The organism is Tautonia rosea (genome assembly GCF_012958305.1).
Classification (GTDB): domain Bacteria; phylum Planctomycetota; class Planctomycetia; order Isosphaerales; family Isosphaeraceae; genus Tautonia; species Tautonia rosea.
Genome location: NZ_JABBYO010000008.1, coordinates 214,513 through 231,061, shown reverse-complemented (window position 1 = coordinate 231,061; position 16,549 = coordinate 214,513). Strand labels below are relative to the sequence as shown.

At 64.7% G+C, this 16,549-nt stretch carries 14 protein-coding genes; 8 read left to right on the top strand and 6 right to left on the bottom strand.

Annotated elements, in window-relative coordinates; all coding sequences use genetic code 11:
- Window positions 1-1,063: 1,063 nt before the first annotated feature.
- On the bottom strand, window positions 1,064-1,975 hold the full coding sequence (locus HG800_RS15945) for a ThuA domain-containing protein (RefSeq protein ID WP_169977623.1): 912 nt from the start codon (window positions 1,973-1,975) through the stop codon (window positions 1,064-1,066).
- Window positions 1,976-2,179: 204 nt separating this feature from the next.
- Here HG800_RS15945 and HG800_RS15940 point away from each other — a divergent pair, with 204 nt between their 5' ends.
- The 3 genes from HG800_RS15940 (at window position 2,180) to HG800_RS15930 (ending at window position 5,184) form a co-directional block, all read left to right on the top strand.
- On the top strand, window positions 2,180-3,136 hold the full coding sequence (locus tag HG800_RS15940) for a methyltransferase domain-containing protein (RefSeq protein ID WP_169977622.1): 957 nt from the start codon (window positions 2,180-2,182) through the stop codon (window positions 3,134-3,136).
- Between the two features lie 321 nt (window positions 3,137-3,457).
- Complete coding sequence (locus tag HG800_RS15935; RefSeq protein WP_169977621.1) at window positions 3,458-4,474, top strand: DUF1559 domain-containing protein; 1,017 nt, start codon at window positions 3,458-3,460, stop codon at window positions 4,472-4,474.
- A 107-nt stretch (window positions 4,475-4,581) separates the two neighbouring features.
- On the top strand, window positions 4,582-5,184 hold the full coding sequence (locus tag HG800_RS15930) for an inorganic diphosphatase (protein WP_206352297.1): 603 nt from the start codon (window positions 4,582-4,584) through the stop codon (window positions 5,182-5,184).
- 27 nt (window positions 5,185-5,211) lie between these two features.
- On the opposite strand, the gene HG800_RS15925 is transcribed toward HG800_RS15930, so the two are convergent.
- Both HG800_RS15925 and HG800_RS15920 read right to left on the bottom strand, forming a co-directional pair.
- A complete protein-coding gene (locus tag HG800_RS15925; RefSeq protein WP_169977619.1) occupies window positions 5,212-6,132 on the bottom strand; it encodes an SMP-30/gluconolactonase/LRE family protein in 921 nt (306 codons plus the stop codon).
- 259 nt (window positions 6,133-6,391) lie between these two features.
- Entirely contained in the window at window positions 6,392-7,855 is a 1,464-nt protein-coding gene (locus HG800_RS15920; RefSeq protein ID WP_169977618.1) for a sulfatase family protein, read from the bottom strand.
- Between the two features lie 539 nt (window positions 7,856-8,394).
- Between HG800_RS15920 and HG800_RS15915 the strand changes: the two genes are divergently transcribed.
- The 3 genes from HG800_RS15915 (at window position 8,395) to HG800_RS15905 (ending at window position 10,686) form a co-directional block, all read left to right on the top strand.
- On the top strand, window positions 8,395-9,732 hold the full coding sequence (locus HG800_RS15915; RefSeq protein WP_169977617.1) for a D-Ala-D-Ala carboxypeptidase family metallohydrolase: 1,338 nt from the start codon (window positions 8,395-8,397) through the stop codon (window positions 9,730-9,732).
- Between the two features lie 25 nt (window positions 9,733-9,757).
- Entirely contained in the window at window positions 9,758-10,309 is a 552-nt protein-coding gene (locus HG800_RS15910; protein ID WP_169977616.1) for a PEP-CTERM sorting domain-containing protein, read from the top strand.
- Window positions 10,310-10,470: 161 nt separating this feature from the next.
- Window positions 10,471-10,686 (top strand): hypothetical protein, encoded by a 216-nt coding sequence (locus HG800_RS15905; protein WP_169977615.1) that lies wholly within the window; start codon window positions 10,471-10,473, stop codon window positions 10,684-10,686.
- A gap of 94 nt (window positions 10,687-10,780) precedes the next feature.
- Here the strand turns inward: HG800_RS15905 and HG800_RS15900 are convergent, their stop codons facing one another.
- Complete coding sequence (locus HG800_RS15900) at window positions 10,781-11,305, bottom strand: hypothetical protein (RefSeq protein ID WP_169977614.1); 525 nt, start codon at window positions 11,303-11,305, stop codon at window positions 10,781-10,783.
- Between the two features lie 298 nt (window positions 11,306-11,603).
- On the opposite strand from HG800_RS15900, the gene HG800_RS15895 reads away from it, so the two are divergent.
- Complete coding sequence (locus HG800_RS15895; protein ID WP_169977613.1) at window positions 11,604-12,875, top strand: YegS/Rv2252/BmrU family lipid kinase; 1,272 nt, start codon at window positions 11,604-11,606, stop codon at window positions 12,873-12,875.
- 129 nt (window positions 12,876-13,004) lie between these two features.
- Window positions 13,005-13,598 (top strand): hypothetical protein, encoded by a 594-nt coding sequence (locus HG800_RS15890; RefSeq protein WP_169977612.1) that lies wholly within the window; start codon window positions 13,005-13,007, stop codon window positions 13,596-13,598.
- A gap of 56 nt (window positions 13,599-13,654) precedes the next feature.
- On the opposite strand, the gene ppk2 is transcribed toward HG800_RS15890, so the two are convergent.
- Both ppk2 and HG800_RS15880 read right to left on the bottom strand, forming a co-directional pair.
- The gene (gene ppk2 / locus HG800_RS15885; RefSeq protein ID WP_206352296.1) at window positions 13,655-14,485 is read right to left on the bottom strand and encodes a polyphosphate kinase 2; all 831 of its coding nucleotides are present in this window, start codon (window positions 14,483-14,485) and stop codon (window positions 13,655-13,657) included.
- Window positions 14,486-14,699: 214 nt separating this feature from the next.
- Window positions 14,700-16,445, bottom strand: coding sequence for a CARDB domain-containing protein (locus HG800_RS15880; protein ID WP_169977610.1), 1,746 nt, complete (start codon window positions 16,443-16,445; stop codon window positions 14,700-14,702).
- Between the last annotated feature and the right edge of the window lie 104 nt (window positions 16,446-16,549).

Here is a 16,549-nt window from a genome sequence, read left to right as displayed (position 1 = left end):
TTGTGTGACTGCCGGGCCGAGTTTTCTCGATGATAAAAGGGCAGGGGAGTCCCCCGATCGGGCCTCCCCACGCGCCGAGGGAATCCGTGCCTCCACTCGCTGGGGCACCCCTCAACTCGGCCGGGCATCTTTGGCAATCGGGTCGGAACAAGACCATCGGGAGAGTTCGGGGCACCCCCTGCGCCATCGCGCGAAACGAACCCACGCTCGGGTTTCGGGCCGCGCATCGAGGCGACCGGTCGGCGATTCGAGACGCCCGGAATCCTCCTGTTGATCTCGAACAGAGGAATTCCCGAAACGATCGGGGCGTCTGTGACGGAACTCCTTGCGAGCATTCGCATTGCTGCCTCATCTCCCCGGCGCACCGGAGCGCACCGAGCCTGCACACCGAGGCGCACTCCTACCGCGTCCAGTCTTCATCGGTGGGTTCACGGTGTTTCGGCGGGTGCCCCGGGTTCCGCGCAGCGGACCCCGGGCGGAGCCGCATGGGCCTACCGCCCCCCGGCCCGGGGTCCGCTGCGCGGAACCCGGCGTGCCTCTCCCCCTGGGAGGGGGGCCTCGACGAAACGAAGCCGAAATCGCGCGGTCGAAATTCCCGAAACGAAACGCTCGGCGATGAGCGTAACACCTTTTGCCGTCGGCACTATCACATGATTCGCTGCGGCGCACCGCAGCGCACCAGGCCCGCGCACCCAGGCGCGCCGGGCCAGTGCCTCGCGGCGTCCGGGGTGTCGCTCGGGACCGGGTGTGTCGAGAGGGGTCGGGTGCTGTCGAGTCCGCGAAGACGCACCTCCCCCGGTGCCAGTGCGTCTTCGCGGACTCGACGGCACCCGACGTTCGGACTGGCAAACGATCCCGAGCAGGGCTTGGCATTCACGCGGGGAACGCCTTGCGAATCGAAGCCAAACCGGCAGGGTCATTTCCCGAAACGAACGGGTGGCGATCGACGGAACCCCTTGTCGCAAAAACGATATCGTGCAATTCGCGCCAGCGCACTGGGGCGCACCCGCCCGGCGCACCGAGGCGCACCGGGCCGGGGCGAGGACCGGGGGGAAAGGGAGGATCAGGAGGCCGGCTTGGGCTCGTCCTGGTTCGCTTCGAGCTGAGCCTGGGAGGGAGTGGAACTGGGGACGCCCCCCTCGGGGACCTCGCCGCCGGCGGTCCAGACGAGGGCGTTGAGGACGATCGTGCGGAAGTTGTCGTCCCCCCAGTTCCAGTGGACGTGGCCGCCGGTAAAGCCGAAGCCTCGGCCGCCGTCGGGACGCTCGAAGGCCCAGGCGACATGCTGGGGCGCTCCGGCGGCCACCGCGCGGCGGACCTCGGGGTTGCCACTGCGGTCGCCGTCGGGGCGGGAGAGGGAGGACTCCGGCGGCACGGCGGTGAGGATCGGCGTCACCCCATCCATCCCCGGGCGGAACCGCATGTGGTAATACCACTCGTCGTTGATGCCGAAGGGCGCGACGCCTCGGGTGATCGGGTGGTCGGGAAGCTCGGCGAAGGTCGGGGTCCAGTGCGGGTTGACCGACCAGTGCAGCTCGAAGTAGCCGCCAATCCAGTCCAGGAAGTCGTCCCCTCCGGGCGACCCGGCCGGTACCTCAACCGCAAAATGCAGGCAGGCCAGGCCAACCCCCTTCTTCATGAGGTCGTCGAGGAAGTCGCGATGGGGCAGGGCCGGATGACCCTCCGCGCCGTCGGAGTAAATCACGATGGCGTCGGCCCCCTCGAAGACGGCGTTGTCCTCGGGCCAGCCGTTGGTGACGACCTTCGTTTCGTAGCCGGGCATCCCGGCTTCGAGGGCCTCGGCCAGCAAGAGACACCCCGCGCGGTGTTCATGGGCCCCGTAACCGTGGCTCTGCTTGCCGGCGACGAAGACAACCGTCTTCGTCTGCTCGTCGTCGGCGAGGGTGTTCGGAACGACCGGTGACGCCAGCAGGGCGGTAAGCGTGGCGATCAGGCAACTGAGGGAGCGTGTCATGATCGGGAGAGCCTCGCAACCAATCCAAAAGGAACGGACGACCCTCGGCCTCCCCGGTTGCCGATCGGAACTCGGTTCAAGGGGGGCCTCCTTTGGGCTTACGATACCGCGGTCGGCCGAGGCATGCCACGGACTCACCCGAACCCGCCAAAAGGAGCCACGGGAGACGCGGCAATCAGCCCGTCATCACGTATACTGAGTGACATGAGCCCCGAACTAATCGCCCTCATCCGCTGCCGATCGTGTCGAGCCGCCCTGGAGCCGATTCCGGACCCGGAGCGAGCGGCAACCTTGCGCTGCGTCGGTTGTGACGCCTCGTATCCGATCGTCTCCGGCGTGCCCAGGCTCGCCGAACACCCCTACGTCGCCAGCTTCGGCCGCCAGTGGAACCGCTACGACGTGGTCCGCGACGAGGAAGACGAGGCCGTTTTCCAGGTCAAGACCGGGGTCGATCCGAAAAGTCTCGCCGGCAAGCTCGTGCTCGACGCCGGGTGCGGCGGCGGCCGATACGCCCGCCTGCTCGCCCGGATGGGGGCGACCGTGCTCGGCGTCGACCTGAGCGACGCCGTCGACCAGGCCGCAAAGGCCACCGCCGAGTTCCCCAACGCGGCAATCGTTCAGGCCGACCTGCTCGACCTGCCGCTGGCCGAGTCGGCCTTCGACCTCGTCTTCTCGATCGGCGTCCTGCACCACAGCCCCGACCCGCGTCGGGCCTTTGCCGAGATCGCCCGCCGCGTCAAGCCCGGCGGCCGCCTGGCCGTCTGGCTCTACCGCAAGAACACCCCACCGCAGGAGTGGATCAACAGCGGCCTGCGCATTTTCACCTCCCGGATGCCCGCCGGTGCCCTTGAGCCGATCAGTGCGGGACTCGGCGTGCTCGGCAGCATTCCCGTTTTGAAACAAACACTCAACAAGGTCTTCAACTTCTCCAACCACTCCGACTGGACCCTCCGCGTCTGCGACAACTTCGACTGGTACGCCCCCACCTACCAGTCGCACCACACTGTGGCCGAGCTTCGCTCCTGGTTTGCGGCCGAAGGCTTCGGCGACCTCACCGAGCTGCGCCCCTTGAAGGCAGGGCGCGTGTACGATTGGGCGTATGACCACAACCTCATCATCGGCAGCGGCGTGAACGTGGCTGGCACCCGTCTGGGCGGCTGAGCTTCGGTTGCCTGGCTGCCGGAAGTCGGGACCGATCGAAAACTTTCATCAAACCTTTACGAGAGCCTCGCAGATCAATCGCAGAATCGCCGTACGATGATGTGCGGTACCCAATGGATTTCGATGCCGATTCATGGGACGGGAGCCGTCGAGGATTCGCCGACGCATTCAGACGATCGGAACACGTCCGCCGCTCATCACCTCGGTCGATGACGTTTGCATGCGTTTGGTTGTCTTGGTTCGGGCGATGGTCGCTCGAAGACGTACGATTCCTACAGCAACTCAGCACTGTGCTCGCTCTGGCATCAGGATATGACCCCCATGGTTCTCCGTTCGCGACGCCGATCTTCGTCTGCCTTTACCCTGATCGAGCTGCTGGTGGTCATCGCGATCATCGGCGTCCTGATTGCCCTCCTGCTGCCCGCGGTCCAGTCGGCGCGGGAGGCCGCCCGCCGGATGCAGTGCACCAACAACCTGAAGCAGATCGGCCTCGGATTGCACAATTATGAAAGCACGGTCGGCAGCTTCCCGATCGGCAACGCCCTGACGGTGCTTCCCAGCCAGGGGACGACCCTCGACGACAATGGCTGGAGCGTGCCGGCCCGCCTCTTTCCCTTCATGGAGCAGGCCGCCGCGTACAACGTGGCGAACTTCACCATCAAGTACAGCAACCGGCAAAACAGCACGGTCATTGCCATGAAGGTCAATTTCCTGCTCTGCCCGAGCGAGGTCAACACCGAGCCGGAAGACCCGCGCTACCACCTCGGCAGCTACGGCTTCAGCCAGGGGAGCTGGTACATCTGGAACCCGCAGGGCCCTAAGCCCACGGGCATGTTCGGCATCAACTTCGCGCGGAAGCTGGCCGACATCAAGGATGGCACCTCGAACACGGTCGTGGCCTCGGAAGGGAAGACCTTTCAGCCGAACCTGAGGAGCTGCTCGGGAATTACCGGTACGCCGAACATTGCACCTTCGCCTCAGGAAATGCGTCAGATCATCGCCAACGGGTTCAATCAGTGCCGCTCCGACCGCGGTCCGGGCAAGACGCGCTGGTCGAACTTCAACAGCTACTACAGCGGCCTGACTTTCGCCTTGCCGCCGAACCCGAAGTCTACCGCCGGCCCGAACAACGTCGACTTTGACCTGATCTCCGTCGACGAGAACGACGCCTGGCCGACCTTCGCCGCCGTCTCGGCCCGGAGCTGGCACCCGGGAGGGGTCAACGCCCTCTTCGCCGACGGCTCGGTCCGGTTCATCAAGGAGACGATCGACCCCTTCGCCTGGCGGGCCCTCGGAACCGTCAACGGCGGCGAGGTCATCTCGGCAGATCAGTATTGATCAGCGCGATTCCGATCGACCGCTCTCTCGTACCGCGACGGAATCGATCCGTCGCGGTACTCAAAAACACAGAGAAATAAAAACAATTTCCAATGATCAATCCATTTGTGTTTTCGTGCCTGCTTCTTCTCGGTCCCGTCGGCGACGGACCGATCCATCCGTTTGACTACCCGCAGCCGAGCGACTTTCCCGGCGAGCTGTTCGCCGTGATCGAGATTCCGGCCGGGTCGATGATCAAGTATGAGATCGACCCCGAGTACGGCTTGCCCGTGGTCGACCGCTTCCAGTCGATGCCCGTGGCCTATCCGGCCAATTACGGCTGCTTCAGCCAGACCCTCGCGGGAGACGACGACCCGCTCGACGTGCTCGTCTTCACCCGCAGTCCGGTCGTGCCGGGAGCCTTGATCCGGGTCCGACCGATCGGCGTTCTCCGCAGCGTCGACGGCGGCGAGCAGGACGACAAGATCGTCGCCGTGCCGACTTCGAAGATCGACCCGACCTACGACGAGATCGAGACGATCGACGACCTCCCGGCCCTCGAACGCCAGCGGCTCGAAGCCTTCTTCCGCGTCTACAAGGAGCTGCCTGCCGGACGCAAGATCGTCGAGTTGAACGGCTTTGGCAACCTGGACGAGGCACTCGGCATCATTCGAGAGGCCGGCGAGCGCTACCGGTCGAAGGCCCCGAGCACCGTCGGAGCCTTGCGGTAAGCCGGCCGTGACGGGTGCGGGTCGAGGTCAGTCGCCGGGGTGGTAGCCGGTCAGGGTGGTCTCGATCCGATAAAGGCTTACGCCTGCGGTGATGTAAAGAGTTGAGCGGTCGGGGCCGCCGAACTCGACGTTGGTGGGGTTGGCCGGAGTCGGGATGAAATCGATCGGCGTACCATCAGGCTTGTAGATGTAAACACCTCCAAGTCTTCCAGCCCCGGCGGTGGCGACGATCAGGCCGTCGGTGGTGATGGTCATGCCGTCGATGCCGCGCCCCTCGCCGAAGTCCTTGATCTTGCGGGGGTTCGAGACGTTTCCGGTTTCGGGGTCCAGGTCCAGGCGGATCAAGGCCCGGCGCTCGGGGCCGTTGTCGGAGACGTAGAGATAGCGGTCATCGGGGCTGACAACGACGCCGTTGGGCTTGCTGGCGGTTGTCTCCAGGCGGGTGACGGTGCCATCGGGATCGATCCGGTAGACCGATTCGAGGTCCAGCTCGCGCGGCTCATCGCCGACGTATCGGGGGTCGGACACATAGACACGCCCCTTGATGTCGACGGCCACGTCATTGGGGCTGTTGAACCGCTTCCCGTCGTAGCTGTCGGCCAGGGTGCGGATGGTGCCGTCGGCCTCGGTGATCGAGACGCGGCGGTTGCCCCCCGTGTTCGCCCCCTCGGCGGCGACGAGGCGGCCGTCGGGCGTGAAGATCAGGCCGTTCGACCGGCCGCTCGGGTCGCGATAGGCGGTCGTTTCGCCCGTTTCGGGGTCGAACCGCATCATCCGGTTGCCGATGTCCGAGAACAGGATCGACCCGTCTGCGGCCATCGCCCCCCCCTCGGTGAACTCCCCCTCCGACCAGAGGGTTTCCAGGGTCGCCCCCGGCTTCACCACTCCCGAGGGAACAGCCACCGTGGCGGTCGGCATCATGAGAACGGCAAGTGTCGCGGCAAACATGTCAGGTGCTCCTCGGAGCGTGAAGGGAGAAATATCGAAGAGAAGGCAATTTCAGCCACGGATGGAACACGGATGAAACACAGATCAGAGAATGCGTGAGTTTTGGGAGAGTCGGCGGCATCCTTCTTCACGATCCGAGCAGGAACATCAGGGCAATGGCCGGAACACGCCGTTGCGAGCCTTCAAGCCCACTCTCCCTCCCCTCGCCTTTTCATCTGTGTTCCATCTGTGTTTCATCCGTGGCTCAAACCCTCCCGAGTCACTGGCCCGTGTCATCGTCGCCGCGCAGGCTCCGGACGACCGAGGCTTGCCAGTCGGCCAGAGCCTCGCTCATCGTGGCAACGCGGTCGGGGTGGTCGTCGGCAAGATCCTGGGATTCGGTCGGGTCGGCCTCAAGGTCGTAGAGGAAGACGCTGATCGCGCCGTCTTGCCTGGGAATCCGGTGCAGCTTCCATCGGCCGTCGATCCAGGCGGCGTGGCCGGGAAGTTCCTGGTCTGATTCGAAGGTGGCGATCAGTTGATCGGCCGGTTCGGTCGGCACCGGGGGCAGTTCCTCGGGCAAGGGCTCGCCCGCCTGCTGGGCGGCGAGGTGGGCAGCCATGATCTCGGCGCTCGGGGTGCGTCGGCCTGGGCTGGGAGGGTCCCAGAAGCCCATCGGCCGGGGTCGCGATTCCATCTCCCCGGCGATCAACGGGGCCAGGCTCACCCCGTCGATCGGCCGATCGCGCTCAGGGTAGGAGACGCCGGCCAGCTCGATCACGGTGGGCAGGATGTCGACCGTCCCACTTGGCAAATCGCTGATGCGTCCCTCGGGGATCGCCTCGGGCCATTCCAGGATCGTCGGCACGCGGAGGCCCCCTTCCCAGAGCTGGCCCTTGCGGCCTCGCAGTCCGCCGGTCGAGCCGGGCCCGTTGTTTTGGGGGCCGTTGTCGCTGGTGTACCAGACGAGGGTTTGATCGGCGATCCCGCGCTCGCGGAGGCTCGCCCGCAGGCGGGCCATCGCGGCGTCGATGCCGGTGATCTCGCCGTAGTAGTTCTTGAGCCGTTCGGTCAGTTCGAGGTCGTCGTACGGCCCCCTCGTCTCGGGGGTCGCCTCATGGGGGGTGTGCGGCGAGCCGAACCAGACGACCGCCAGGAAGGGGCGATCGGCGGCGGTCGCCTCGTCGATGAAGTCGAGCGCGGCCTCGACCGTCACCATCGAGCTCTCCCCTTCGAGCGGGACCGCCGTCCCTCCTCGGCTGAGGATCGGGTCATTCTCGAAGAAGTTCGGGGCCGACAGCCACGTCTCGAACCCGCTCGATCCGGGGTTGTTGGCCCCCTCGGGCCGGACCGAGCCGAGGTGCCACTTGCCGAAGTGCCCGGTGGCGTAGCCGGCGTCTTGTAGCAGCTCGGCCACGGTGATCTCCTCGGGCCTCAGCTCGAATCCCCAGGAAAAGCAGCCGAATCGGACCGGATGCCGGCCCGTCAAGACGCTCCCTCTCGTCGGCGAGCAGACCGGCGCGGCCGTGTTGAACCGATCGAGCCGCAGGCCGACGGCGGCCATCGCATCGAGGTTTGGCGTGTGCGGGATCGGGTCGCCGTTGTAACCGACATCGCCGAACCCCTGATCATCCGCCATGCACAGGATGATATTCGGCCGTTTGGGCAGCTCGGCCGCCGGGGCCAGCGTCGCGACACCCAGGAGCAGGAGCAAGAGCAGGGGGGGGACTCGCAATCGGATCATCGGTGCCTCTCCTCGGCCGTCCGGTCGTCTCGTTCGATGGATTCGTGCCCCACTTTCCCGGACCTCGCCCCCGAAGGCAAGCCTCCCGCCGTCTGGGCTGTCCTGGTGACAGGTGTGATTTCGGAGCATGGAGGACGCAGTTGTTCCCGGCAGGCAGGAGGATTGCAACGGCTTATCGATGGGCTTTTTTAGAGGAGACCTCCCATCCTAATATGATGCGTCGCTCCTGGTCCTGCTTACCTTGACCCTCGCGCCGCGCCGACCCTTGAGGCCCTTCACCCCCAACCAGGATCCCGTCCGCCTCGATCCCGAAATGCGGGGACTTGACGAGCCTTCGGGACGATGGACATAACAGACGGCGAGAGACATCCGAGGTTGACTTCGATGTGTCTTTTGAGTCCTCATTTGCAAATCTCACCGGGAAGACGGCGATGCGATCCAATGGCTCCTCCCTGCGCGGTCTTGCCCGGATGGGTGGGGGTGGGCGGCCGATACGCCGCTGTCGGCCTGACGTGGCGCCATTGGAGAAACGGTCGCTGATGGCTTCCCTGACGACCATCGATTTCGAGGGCCTGGCCTACAATACGGCCGATGCGGTGGTCGACGATCAATTCCGGGCGCTCGGCGCGGACTTCAACCGCACCGCGGAGGTCTTGAGGCTGCCCGAGACCCTGAGTCCGCTCTATCCTCCTCGCTCCGGCTCCCAGGTCATCCAGGGGGGAGCCGCTGCGATCCAGATCGATGCCGTGGGGTTGACCTGGTCGCGGGTCGGTGGCTACGTAACGGGCAATGAAAACGTCACGATGACTGCATATAACTCCGATGGGGCCGTCCTGGGGCGCTCCACAACCGGCGGGGCCAATTACGTCGGCGTGGGCACGCCGAATCACCAGCTCGAAGTCGCGGCGCCGGGGATTGCCTGGGTGCAGATCATGCCGAGCGGTGCGTTCGTCCTCGACGACTTCTATTTCGAGACAGAGCCGTTCGAGATCAGCTATCTGAGCACCAACACGTTCATCGCGACGGACGAGATCATCCTCCATGCCAAGGTGGAAGGGGCCCGGGCCGGCACGCAGGTGCTGTGGAGTGTCCAGGGCATGGACGCCGCCGCCAACGTCGGGGGGTTCCCGACGAACGTGGTGACCACGGCCGATGCGGACGGAGTCGCCAGGTTTGGGTTCACGCCGGCGACGAACCAGAGCTTGGTGAACGACCGCCGCACGAATTGGACCAGGGGGAGCCGCAGGGCCAACCCCCCCATGAGCTTCGAAGTGACCGCTAAGCTCACCATCGACGGCTCGGATTTCGCCGAAACCAGCCTCTCGGACGCCAATCTCGGTGCGCTGACGCAGGACGAGACCGACCGACTCCGTCAGGAGTATTTCGATTACAACATCCCCGTCCCGAGACGAAGTGAGGTGGTGGCTTCGCTCGGACCTGGGTTCAATCGCGGGAATTACGGCGTTCAGCTCTCCGTGGGCCTGGACACGCGCTATCGCGCGATCCTCGCGGCTTACCGGGGCCGCCCGGTCACGGTCAACATCAACGGCCAATCCTACAGGACGGCGATCCCGGCGAGCGCCCCCGTCACGATCAGCAGCGGCTACCGCAACCCTCAGCGGAACAGGGCGATCGGGAGCCGATACCCGGATAGCAAGCACACGCGAGGCCGGGCGCTCGACCTCGTCCCCAGCCTGGTCCAGGTCGTCGTCCTGGTCAACGGCTCCCCGATGAGGGTGACGCTGCCCCTGCACCAGGTCCTGTACCCCGCCCTGTATGCAGCGGCCTCCTCGCAGGGGACGGCGATCGCCGAGCAGGGGGCGAGGCCGGTCCCTGTTGGGGACCCGCGTGAGAACCATATCCACGTCCAGTGGTAACAGCGTTCGTCCGGGAGGTCCTCTTTTGGCCACACGATTGGTGATTCTGGCGGCATCGCTCCTCGTCTTCGTCGTCCCGACTGCGCGCGCTGACTTCATGGCGCGTCTCGAGGTCGTCCAGTCCGGCTCGATCTACACGTATACGCTCTCCAACGACGAGCCCTCGACGAGCCCGAACTTCATCAGCCTGTTCCACCTGAGCGTCGACGCCCCCATCTCCATCCTTGAGACGCCCGATGGGTGGGACTTCATCACGGATTATGCAACCTATGTCGACTGGTTCAACTCAGATGCCGAGTCGCCCTACCCGGATGACATCGGGCCGGGAGAATCCCTGACCTTCGTGCTCATGAGCGTGGCGACGACGGCGGAGGAGCTCCCCTTTACGGCGAGCTCCTGGGATCATGTCGCCGATTCAGGAGGACCAAGTCACAGCGGGCTAATTCTTGCGCCATCCGCCCGGGTCGTTCCTGAACCGGGCAGTCTCCTGCTGGCCGGCATCGGGTTGATGGGGCTGGGTGTCCTCGCCGCTGAGCGGTGTCGGCGGGGTGGCCGGGGTCGTGTCGACCACGGGTGAGGGAGGCGACGGCCACTTCGTGTGAGCCCCCTTTCTGCCAAAGTGCCGCAGCAGGCCGAGCGAGCTGTCGAAGCGGCTGGCTGCAGCGACGGGGAACCTTCGGTAGAATGGAGGTGAGGGAGTGTACTCCGACCCGATTGTTGTCGAACCGAACCAGGCCAATGACGATCTTGACCCCGGAACTCCTTCGAGCCATTCGCGAGGCGGGCGAGGAGCCGGCGCGGCTGGAAGACCCCGATTCACACGAGCGGTATGTGCTGATTTCGGCCGATCAGTACGACCAACTGTGTTCCCTGGCCGAGGCCGGCGAGCGTTCCGCCTGGCTCGACCGATCGGAGGAGGCGGCCAGGGCCTGGATGCGCGAGAATCCGGATTGAGGATCGCGGTCGGCAATCGTCCTTGCGAACCCGATCGGCCCGGCTCATCGGCCCAAACGAGGGGAGCGATGAGCCGGGCGAAAAAGTGGGGGAATCAGTCCTTCACCCGGGAGAGGACAAAGGAGTGGGTGCCGGAGGGCTTGCCGTCCATGTAGCCGGTCCACTCGCCGGTGATGGAGTCGGCGTCGTGCAGGAGGATGCGGCCGTCGTGCATGTGCATGTCGGTGGCGGGGTCGAAGTTGGTGCCGCCGTCGAAGGCGAAGACGAGGGCCTCGGGGGAGGAGGCCTTTTGGTCGAGCACGAGCCGGGGCTGGTTGCCGGCGGCGCAGTAGTGGGTGGCGCGGAGCTGGTCGCCGTCGAGGTGGTAGACCGTGAGCATCTCGAAGCTGGTGCCGGGTCCGTAGGTCTCGACGATGGCGCTGCCGTTGGCGGTCAGGCGGTAGGTGATGACGTAGACGTTCTCGCCCTCGCGCTGCTCCCAGGTGCCGACGAGCGACTTGAGCCGCTCGAACGCGGCCGGGGCATCCAATTTGCTGGGCTCATCGGCCACGGCGAAGCCAGAGGCGGAGGCGAGCACGAGGATCGCAGAGGCAATCGGCAAGAATCGTCGGACAACCATGGGCAATCGCTCCCAAAAGGGGCCAAAGGCGGGAGGGGAAGAACGAGCGTCCCGTAACCATCCTGGGGGCCGATCGGTTCCACCTCGGCCGAGGACGCTGCGTACATTTGTATCCTATCGGACGAGCGGGGGGAACAGAATGATCCAAAACGACCTCAACTCGTCAATCGGGATCGGGGCAAGCGGTCCGTCGAAGGGGGGTCGGGAATGCCTCGAAGGGCAGATCGCTCGGACGTAGACTTGATTTCAGCGGGACGGTCAACCACGGCCCCCGAGTGCAACGGAAGGATACCAACGGATGAGCTGGCTCGCGATTCACTGGAACGATGATCAGCAGGAGGCGGCAACGACCGTGCTGCAACGCGCCGAGGGCTTGCTCGCGAAGTTCCCGGTGAAGGCGGCCGCAGACGTGGCCGATGAGCTGGAGCGGATCGGGTTCGAAACGGTCGAACGCGTGGAGGAATTACGAGCCCTGATCGAAGGCCCCGACTCCGATCCGCCTGTGGCGCTCCTGCTGTTCGAGGACCGGGCGATCGGCGGAGGGGGAGAGGTTGATGCCTTGATTCGGGACTGCCTGGCCCGGAACATCGCCCTGGCCCTGAACCCGGCCACGGCCGAGGCCGTGTTCGAGGCGCTGCGGGCCAAACGGCGGGCCGTGATGATCTTCAACCCGATCTCCGGTTCCGGCAACGCCGAGAAAGAGCACGCGAGGATTCTCGAGCTGCTCGAACCGTCGATGATGCTCGACGTGAAGGAGACGACGCCCGAGGTCGATGCCGGCTCGCTGGCCCGAGAGGCGCTGAAGGCGGGGGTCGATCTGGTGATCGCCGCCGGGGGAGACGGAACCGTCTCCGAGGTGGCCGAGGTGCTGACCGGAACCGATATTCCCCTGGCGATCATTCCGCGAGGGACCGCCAATGCCCTGGCGGTTGCCTTGTTCGGGCCGCAACTGTATCTGGACCCGATCGGCAGGAGCTGCGAGGCGATCCTTGACGGCGTGACGCGGACGATCGACACCGTGAAATGCGGCGATCATCAAATGCTCCTGCTCGCGGGAATCGGGGTCGAGTCGGGGATGGTCGAGCGGGCCGAGCGCGACCTGAAGGCACGCTTTGGAGTGCTGGCGTATCTGGTCGGCGGTTGGGAGCAAATCAAGGCACAAGAAGAATTTGACGTGGAGCTGGAGTGCGACGGCAAGCGGCATCGGTTCCGGAGCGGGAGCGTGGTGGTGGCCAACGCGGCCCCTCCCAGCTCGGTCTTCGCCCAGGGGAGCGGCACGCCGATCTATGACGACGGAATGCTCGACGTCACCACGCTTGTGGATGTGAAAACCCCCTGGGAAGCCGTGCAAACGATCATGCAACTGTTCCAGGCGGGCTTGACCCAACAGGCTCCCGAGGAGCGGGTCATCACCATGCGGGCCGCCAAGGTGCGGGTCGAAACGAATCCGCCGCAGACGGTCGCCATTGACGGTGAACTGGTGGGGCAGACCCCCGTCGAGTTCGAGGTGGTGCCGGCCTCGCTCAAGGTCATCGTCCCGAAGCATGACGATCGGCGGCAGCCGGAGTGAGGTGAGCAAGCGAACCGCCGAGGTCCGCTGGTCGGTTGCCGGGTCGGCGGGGCATTGCGATGATCGGAAGGCAAGGCGGATCGTTCCGAGCGCGACGACGAATTTCTAGATCAACGGGTGAGGATAACGATGATCACACGAATCACGATCGGAACCGCAATGGCTACCCTGGTGCTGGGAGGGCTCGCCGGCCTGGCGGCGCTCGGCGGCGGACAGATCGGCCTCGCGCAGGAGGCACCAAACCTCCGACTCTCGCAGGAACGCTCACCACGGGGCGAGGCCGCCCGTCAAATCGCCGAACTATTGCGCAGCGGCGTCGATGTGGATCCGCAAACGATCATCGACACGATGCCTTCGCTGGAAGAACTGGCCAATCGTCGATCCGAGATCGCCGAGGAGTTGATGGAATTCTCGTTGGTGAAATTCCTGGAGCCACCCTCCCCCACGGCTCAGCGAGGTACCTTTCACGCGGCGATTGAAGATTACATGATGTGGTCCGGTCATCGACTCGACGCGACGCTCGATCTGGCCGATTCGGACGATGACCGCCGCACGGCGATCGCCCGGGAAGTGGCGAAAATTCGACGCGTCGAGGAGATTTATCGCGAATTGACCGAGACGCAAGGGGTCGGAGTCACGCCTCAAAATTTACTCGCGCTCGAATTCAACCGCCTGCAACTGGAAACACGGCTCGCTCACGAGCTCCTTGCCTCGGGACACTGAGCGGCACCACGAGCGGCCTTCCGTCCGGGCCGAGGGCTCCCTCGGCCTGCGACGGCTCAGAAGGCGGAAGGAACGACACGGCGGCCCTCAACCTCGGTGTCGGGAATCCCTTCCGGTCGAGCGTCGCGCTCGCCGAGCTGGGGAGCATCAAAGGGAATCGTCTCGTAAGGAATCTGGGAAAGCAGATGTGAAATACAGTTGATCCGTGCGGCCTTCTTATCGTCGGAGGGAACGATCCACCAGGGGGCGGCGGGGTGATCGGTCCGGCGGAGCATCTCCTCGTACGCCTCGGTGTAGCGCCACCAGCGCTGATACGATGCGATGTCCATCGGACTGAGCTTCCACTGGCGGACCGGGTCGCCGATGCGCCGCTTGAAGCGTTTGCGTTGCTCGTCCTGGCTGACGGTGAGGAAGTATTTCAGCAGGATGATGCCGTCTCTCACGAGGTATTGCTCGAACATCGGTACCTCGTGCAGAAATCGCTCGATTTGTTCGTCGGTGGCGAAGCCCATCACCCGCTCGACCCCGGCACGGTTGTACCAGCTTCGGTCGAAGATCACGACCTCGCCTCCCGAGGGAAGATGCTGCATGTAGCGCTGAGCGAAAACCTGCGTTTTCTCGCGATCCGACGGCGCCGGCAAGGCCACCACGCGGAAGACCCGAGGACTGACACGCTCGACGATCCTGCGAATCGTTCCCCCTTTGCCGGCGGCGTCTCGGCCTTCAAATACGAGGATGATTCGGGCTCCCGTCGATTTGACCCAGCGTTGCAGATGGGAAAGTTCGACCTGAAGCCGCTCCAGCTCCCGTTCATAGCGGGCGTTGCGATCGGCCTTCGACTCGGCGGCCGAAGCCGTGCCGTCCTTCTTCGGTTTCCCCTTGGACACACTTGGCTCCCGGATCAGGTCTCGTGATGGCGTAACGCGTTTCCGAACGATCCGCGTCGAACCATCCATTGATTTCCGACCGCGCCGCGAATGCAAGATCGCAGTCTTCGAAATTTCAGTGTGTTCCTCCAGAAAAAAAATAACGGCCAACGCCTCGCAGGGAGGCGTTGACCGTTTGGATGACGATGAACCAGCAATGGAATTTTCACATGGCTTAGTTCTTGTTGTTCTTGCTGTTCTTCGACGAGTTGCCCGACTGGGTGTTGTCCGGGGCCGACTCTCGGGGGCTGGTGCCGGAGCCGAGGATGGTGGTCGGCTCAACCGAAATGGCGGTGGTCGACAGGAACGAGCTGTCCAGATCGACCCGGGTGCTGATCTGGCCGGACGTGTTGGCCTTGGCCGTCACGACCCAGCGCAGTTCCTCGCCCGGAGCGATGGTCTCAACCGCGCCAAAGCGGACCTTCTGACCGTCGGTGTTGGCGTCGGTCGGGCCCTGAGCATCGACATATTCCAGGCCTTCGGGCAGGGTGACGGTGATCTCAACGTCGTCATCATGGCCGGTCCCCTGGTTGACGACCGTCACGACGTACTCGACATTCTCCCCCTGCGGGACCTGGTCATTGCGATCGACCAGAGCAAGCAGCAGGGCCGGCAGCGTCAGGATCTCGGCCTGAGCGACGGTCTGGGCCGCGGCTCGCTGGCGAACCTCTTCCGGCTGATTATCGGCTGCGCAAAGCGACGAGGCGACGGCAACGTGGCGGAGGGTCATGGCCTCGGCGTCACCACTCTGGTCATCACCACTCCGATCGCGATCGCCATAGCCCTGCGGGACTTGCGATAGGTTCACGCTGAAGCTCACAGCGGTTTCCTCACCCGGTTCGAGCCGGCCGATTTCCCATCGAAGCATGTTGTCGTCCTGGTCGGGCGCAACGCTGTTCAGGCTGGTCCGGCTGGTGCGGACAAGCCGGGTGCGCTCGTCGAGGGTGACCTCAAGGCTCGTGTCGATGGCCGGGCCGTCTCCTTCGTTGCGGACGGTGACGCGATAGGTGCTCGGCTGGTTCGTGTACTGAACCTCCGGACCTTCGATGCGCGCGGTCAGGTCGGCAGCGACGATCCGGGTGGACGAGCGCTGCGACTGGGCTTCCAGGTCGTTGTCTGTCCTGGCGACGGCCCGGCTACTGAACTGGCCGAGCTGCTTGGCCCGAATGTCGGCATTGAATTCCCTGGTTTCACCGGCTCTCAGGTCGCCGACCTCATGACGCAGGGTCCGCTCACCGTTGGCCAGAACCAGGCCTTCGGGCAGCTCGTCGGTCACGACCACGCCGCGCACATCAGCCGAACCGGGGTTGCTGACCGTGTACCGGAAGCGCAACGGTTGGCAAATATCCGCAACCTCGGGAACCGCCTTGGTCACTTCGAGGTCCGGTTTGACAAACCGGGTCACCAGGCAGACCGTCGGCGTGTAGGAGACGCGGAAGCAAACCCCGGCCGTCCCTTCCGCCTCGGCGACGGCCTTGACCCGGATCGTCTGCGTTTCTCCCGGCTTCAGCTCACCGATGCTGACGGTGCTGTCGTCATTGCCTTGCGTCTGGTCCTGCTGGCCTTTCTGGTTCTGCTGGTCCTGCTGGCCCTGCTGCTGTTTCTGGGTGCCTTCGATGGAGACGTCGCCCGTCTTCTCGTGCGAGATGCGAACATCTTCAAGCGTCAGACTGTCGGTCAGGTTCCGGACGGTCAGCTCATATTCGAAGGGCTGCCCCACGCGGACTTCGCCGGGGGCGTTTGCCCTGATCATCAATAGGCTGCTCGACTGCGCTCCGGTTGGATAATACAGGTCGACATTGCTCGATGTCTGTCCATCCTGAGAGCGCTCTTGTGCCTGAGCGTGCGTGGTTGGGCCAAATGCGGTCGCCGCAAGCAGGGCGGCCAGCCAGGGTGTCAGATGTCGAGTTCGAAATTTCATCAAAGGTTTCTCCTTCAAGTAGGAACGTGAAGCGGATGCAGGATGGGCCTGATCCAGGTACGGAAGCCCCGGCCTTGGCCGGCTCGGGGCGCGGGAGCCCCAAG

Coding starts and splice junctions, on each gene's coding strand:
- HG800_RS15935 (WP_169977621.1), top strand. CDS start 3,458: ATGGTTCTCCGTTCGCGACGCCGATCTTCGTCTGCCTTTACCCTGATC.
- HG800_RS15945 (WP_169977623.1), bottom strand. CDS start 1,975: ATGACACGCTCCCTCAGTTGCCTGATCGCCACGCTTACCGCCCTGCTG.
- HG800_RS15895 (WP_169977613.1), top strand. CDS start 11,604: ATGAGCTGGCTCGCGATTCACTGGAACGATGATCAGCAGGAGGCGGCA.
- HG800_RS15920 (WP_169977618.1), bottom strand. CDS start 7,855: ATGATCCGATTGCGAGTCCCCCCCCTGCTCTTGCTCCTGCTCCTGGGT.
- HG800_RS15925 (WP_169977619.1), bottom strand. CDS start 6,132: ATGTTTGCCGCGACACTTGCCGTTCTCATGATGCCGACCGCCACGGTG.
- HG800_RS15905 (WP_169977615.1), top strand. CDS start 10,471: ATGACGATCTTGACCCCGGAACTCCTTCGAGCCATTCGCGAGGCGGGC.
- HG800_RS15940 (WP_169977622.1), top strand. CDS start 2,180: ATGAGCCCCGAACTAATCGCCCTCATCCGCTGCCGATCGTGTCGAGCC.
- HG800_RS15900 (WP_169977614.1), bottom strand. CDS start 11,305: ATGGTTGTCCGACGATTCTTGCCGATTGCCTCTGCGATCCTCGTGCTC.
- HG800_RS15915 (WP_169977617.1), top strand. CDS start 8,395: ATGGCTTCCCTGACGACCATCGATTTCGAGGGCCTGGCCTACAATACG.
- HG800_RS15880 (WP_169977610.1), bottom strand. CDS start 16,445: ATGAAATTTCGAACTCGACATCTGACACCCTGGCTGGCCGCCCTGCTT.
- HG800_RS15890 (WP_169977612.1), top strand. CDS start 13,005: ATGATCACACGAATCACGATCGGAACCGCAATGGCTACCCTGGTGCTG.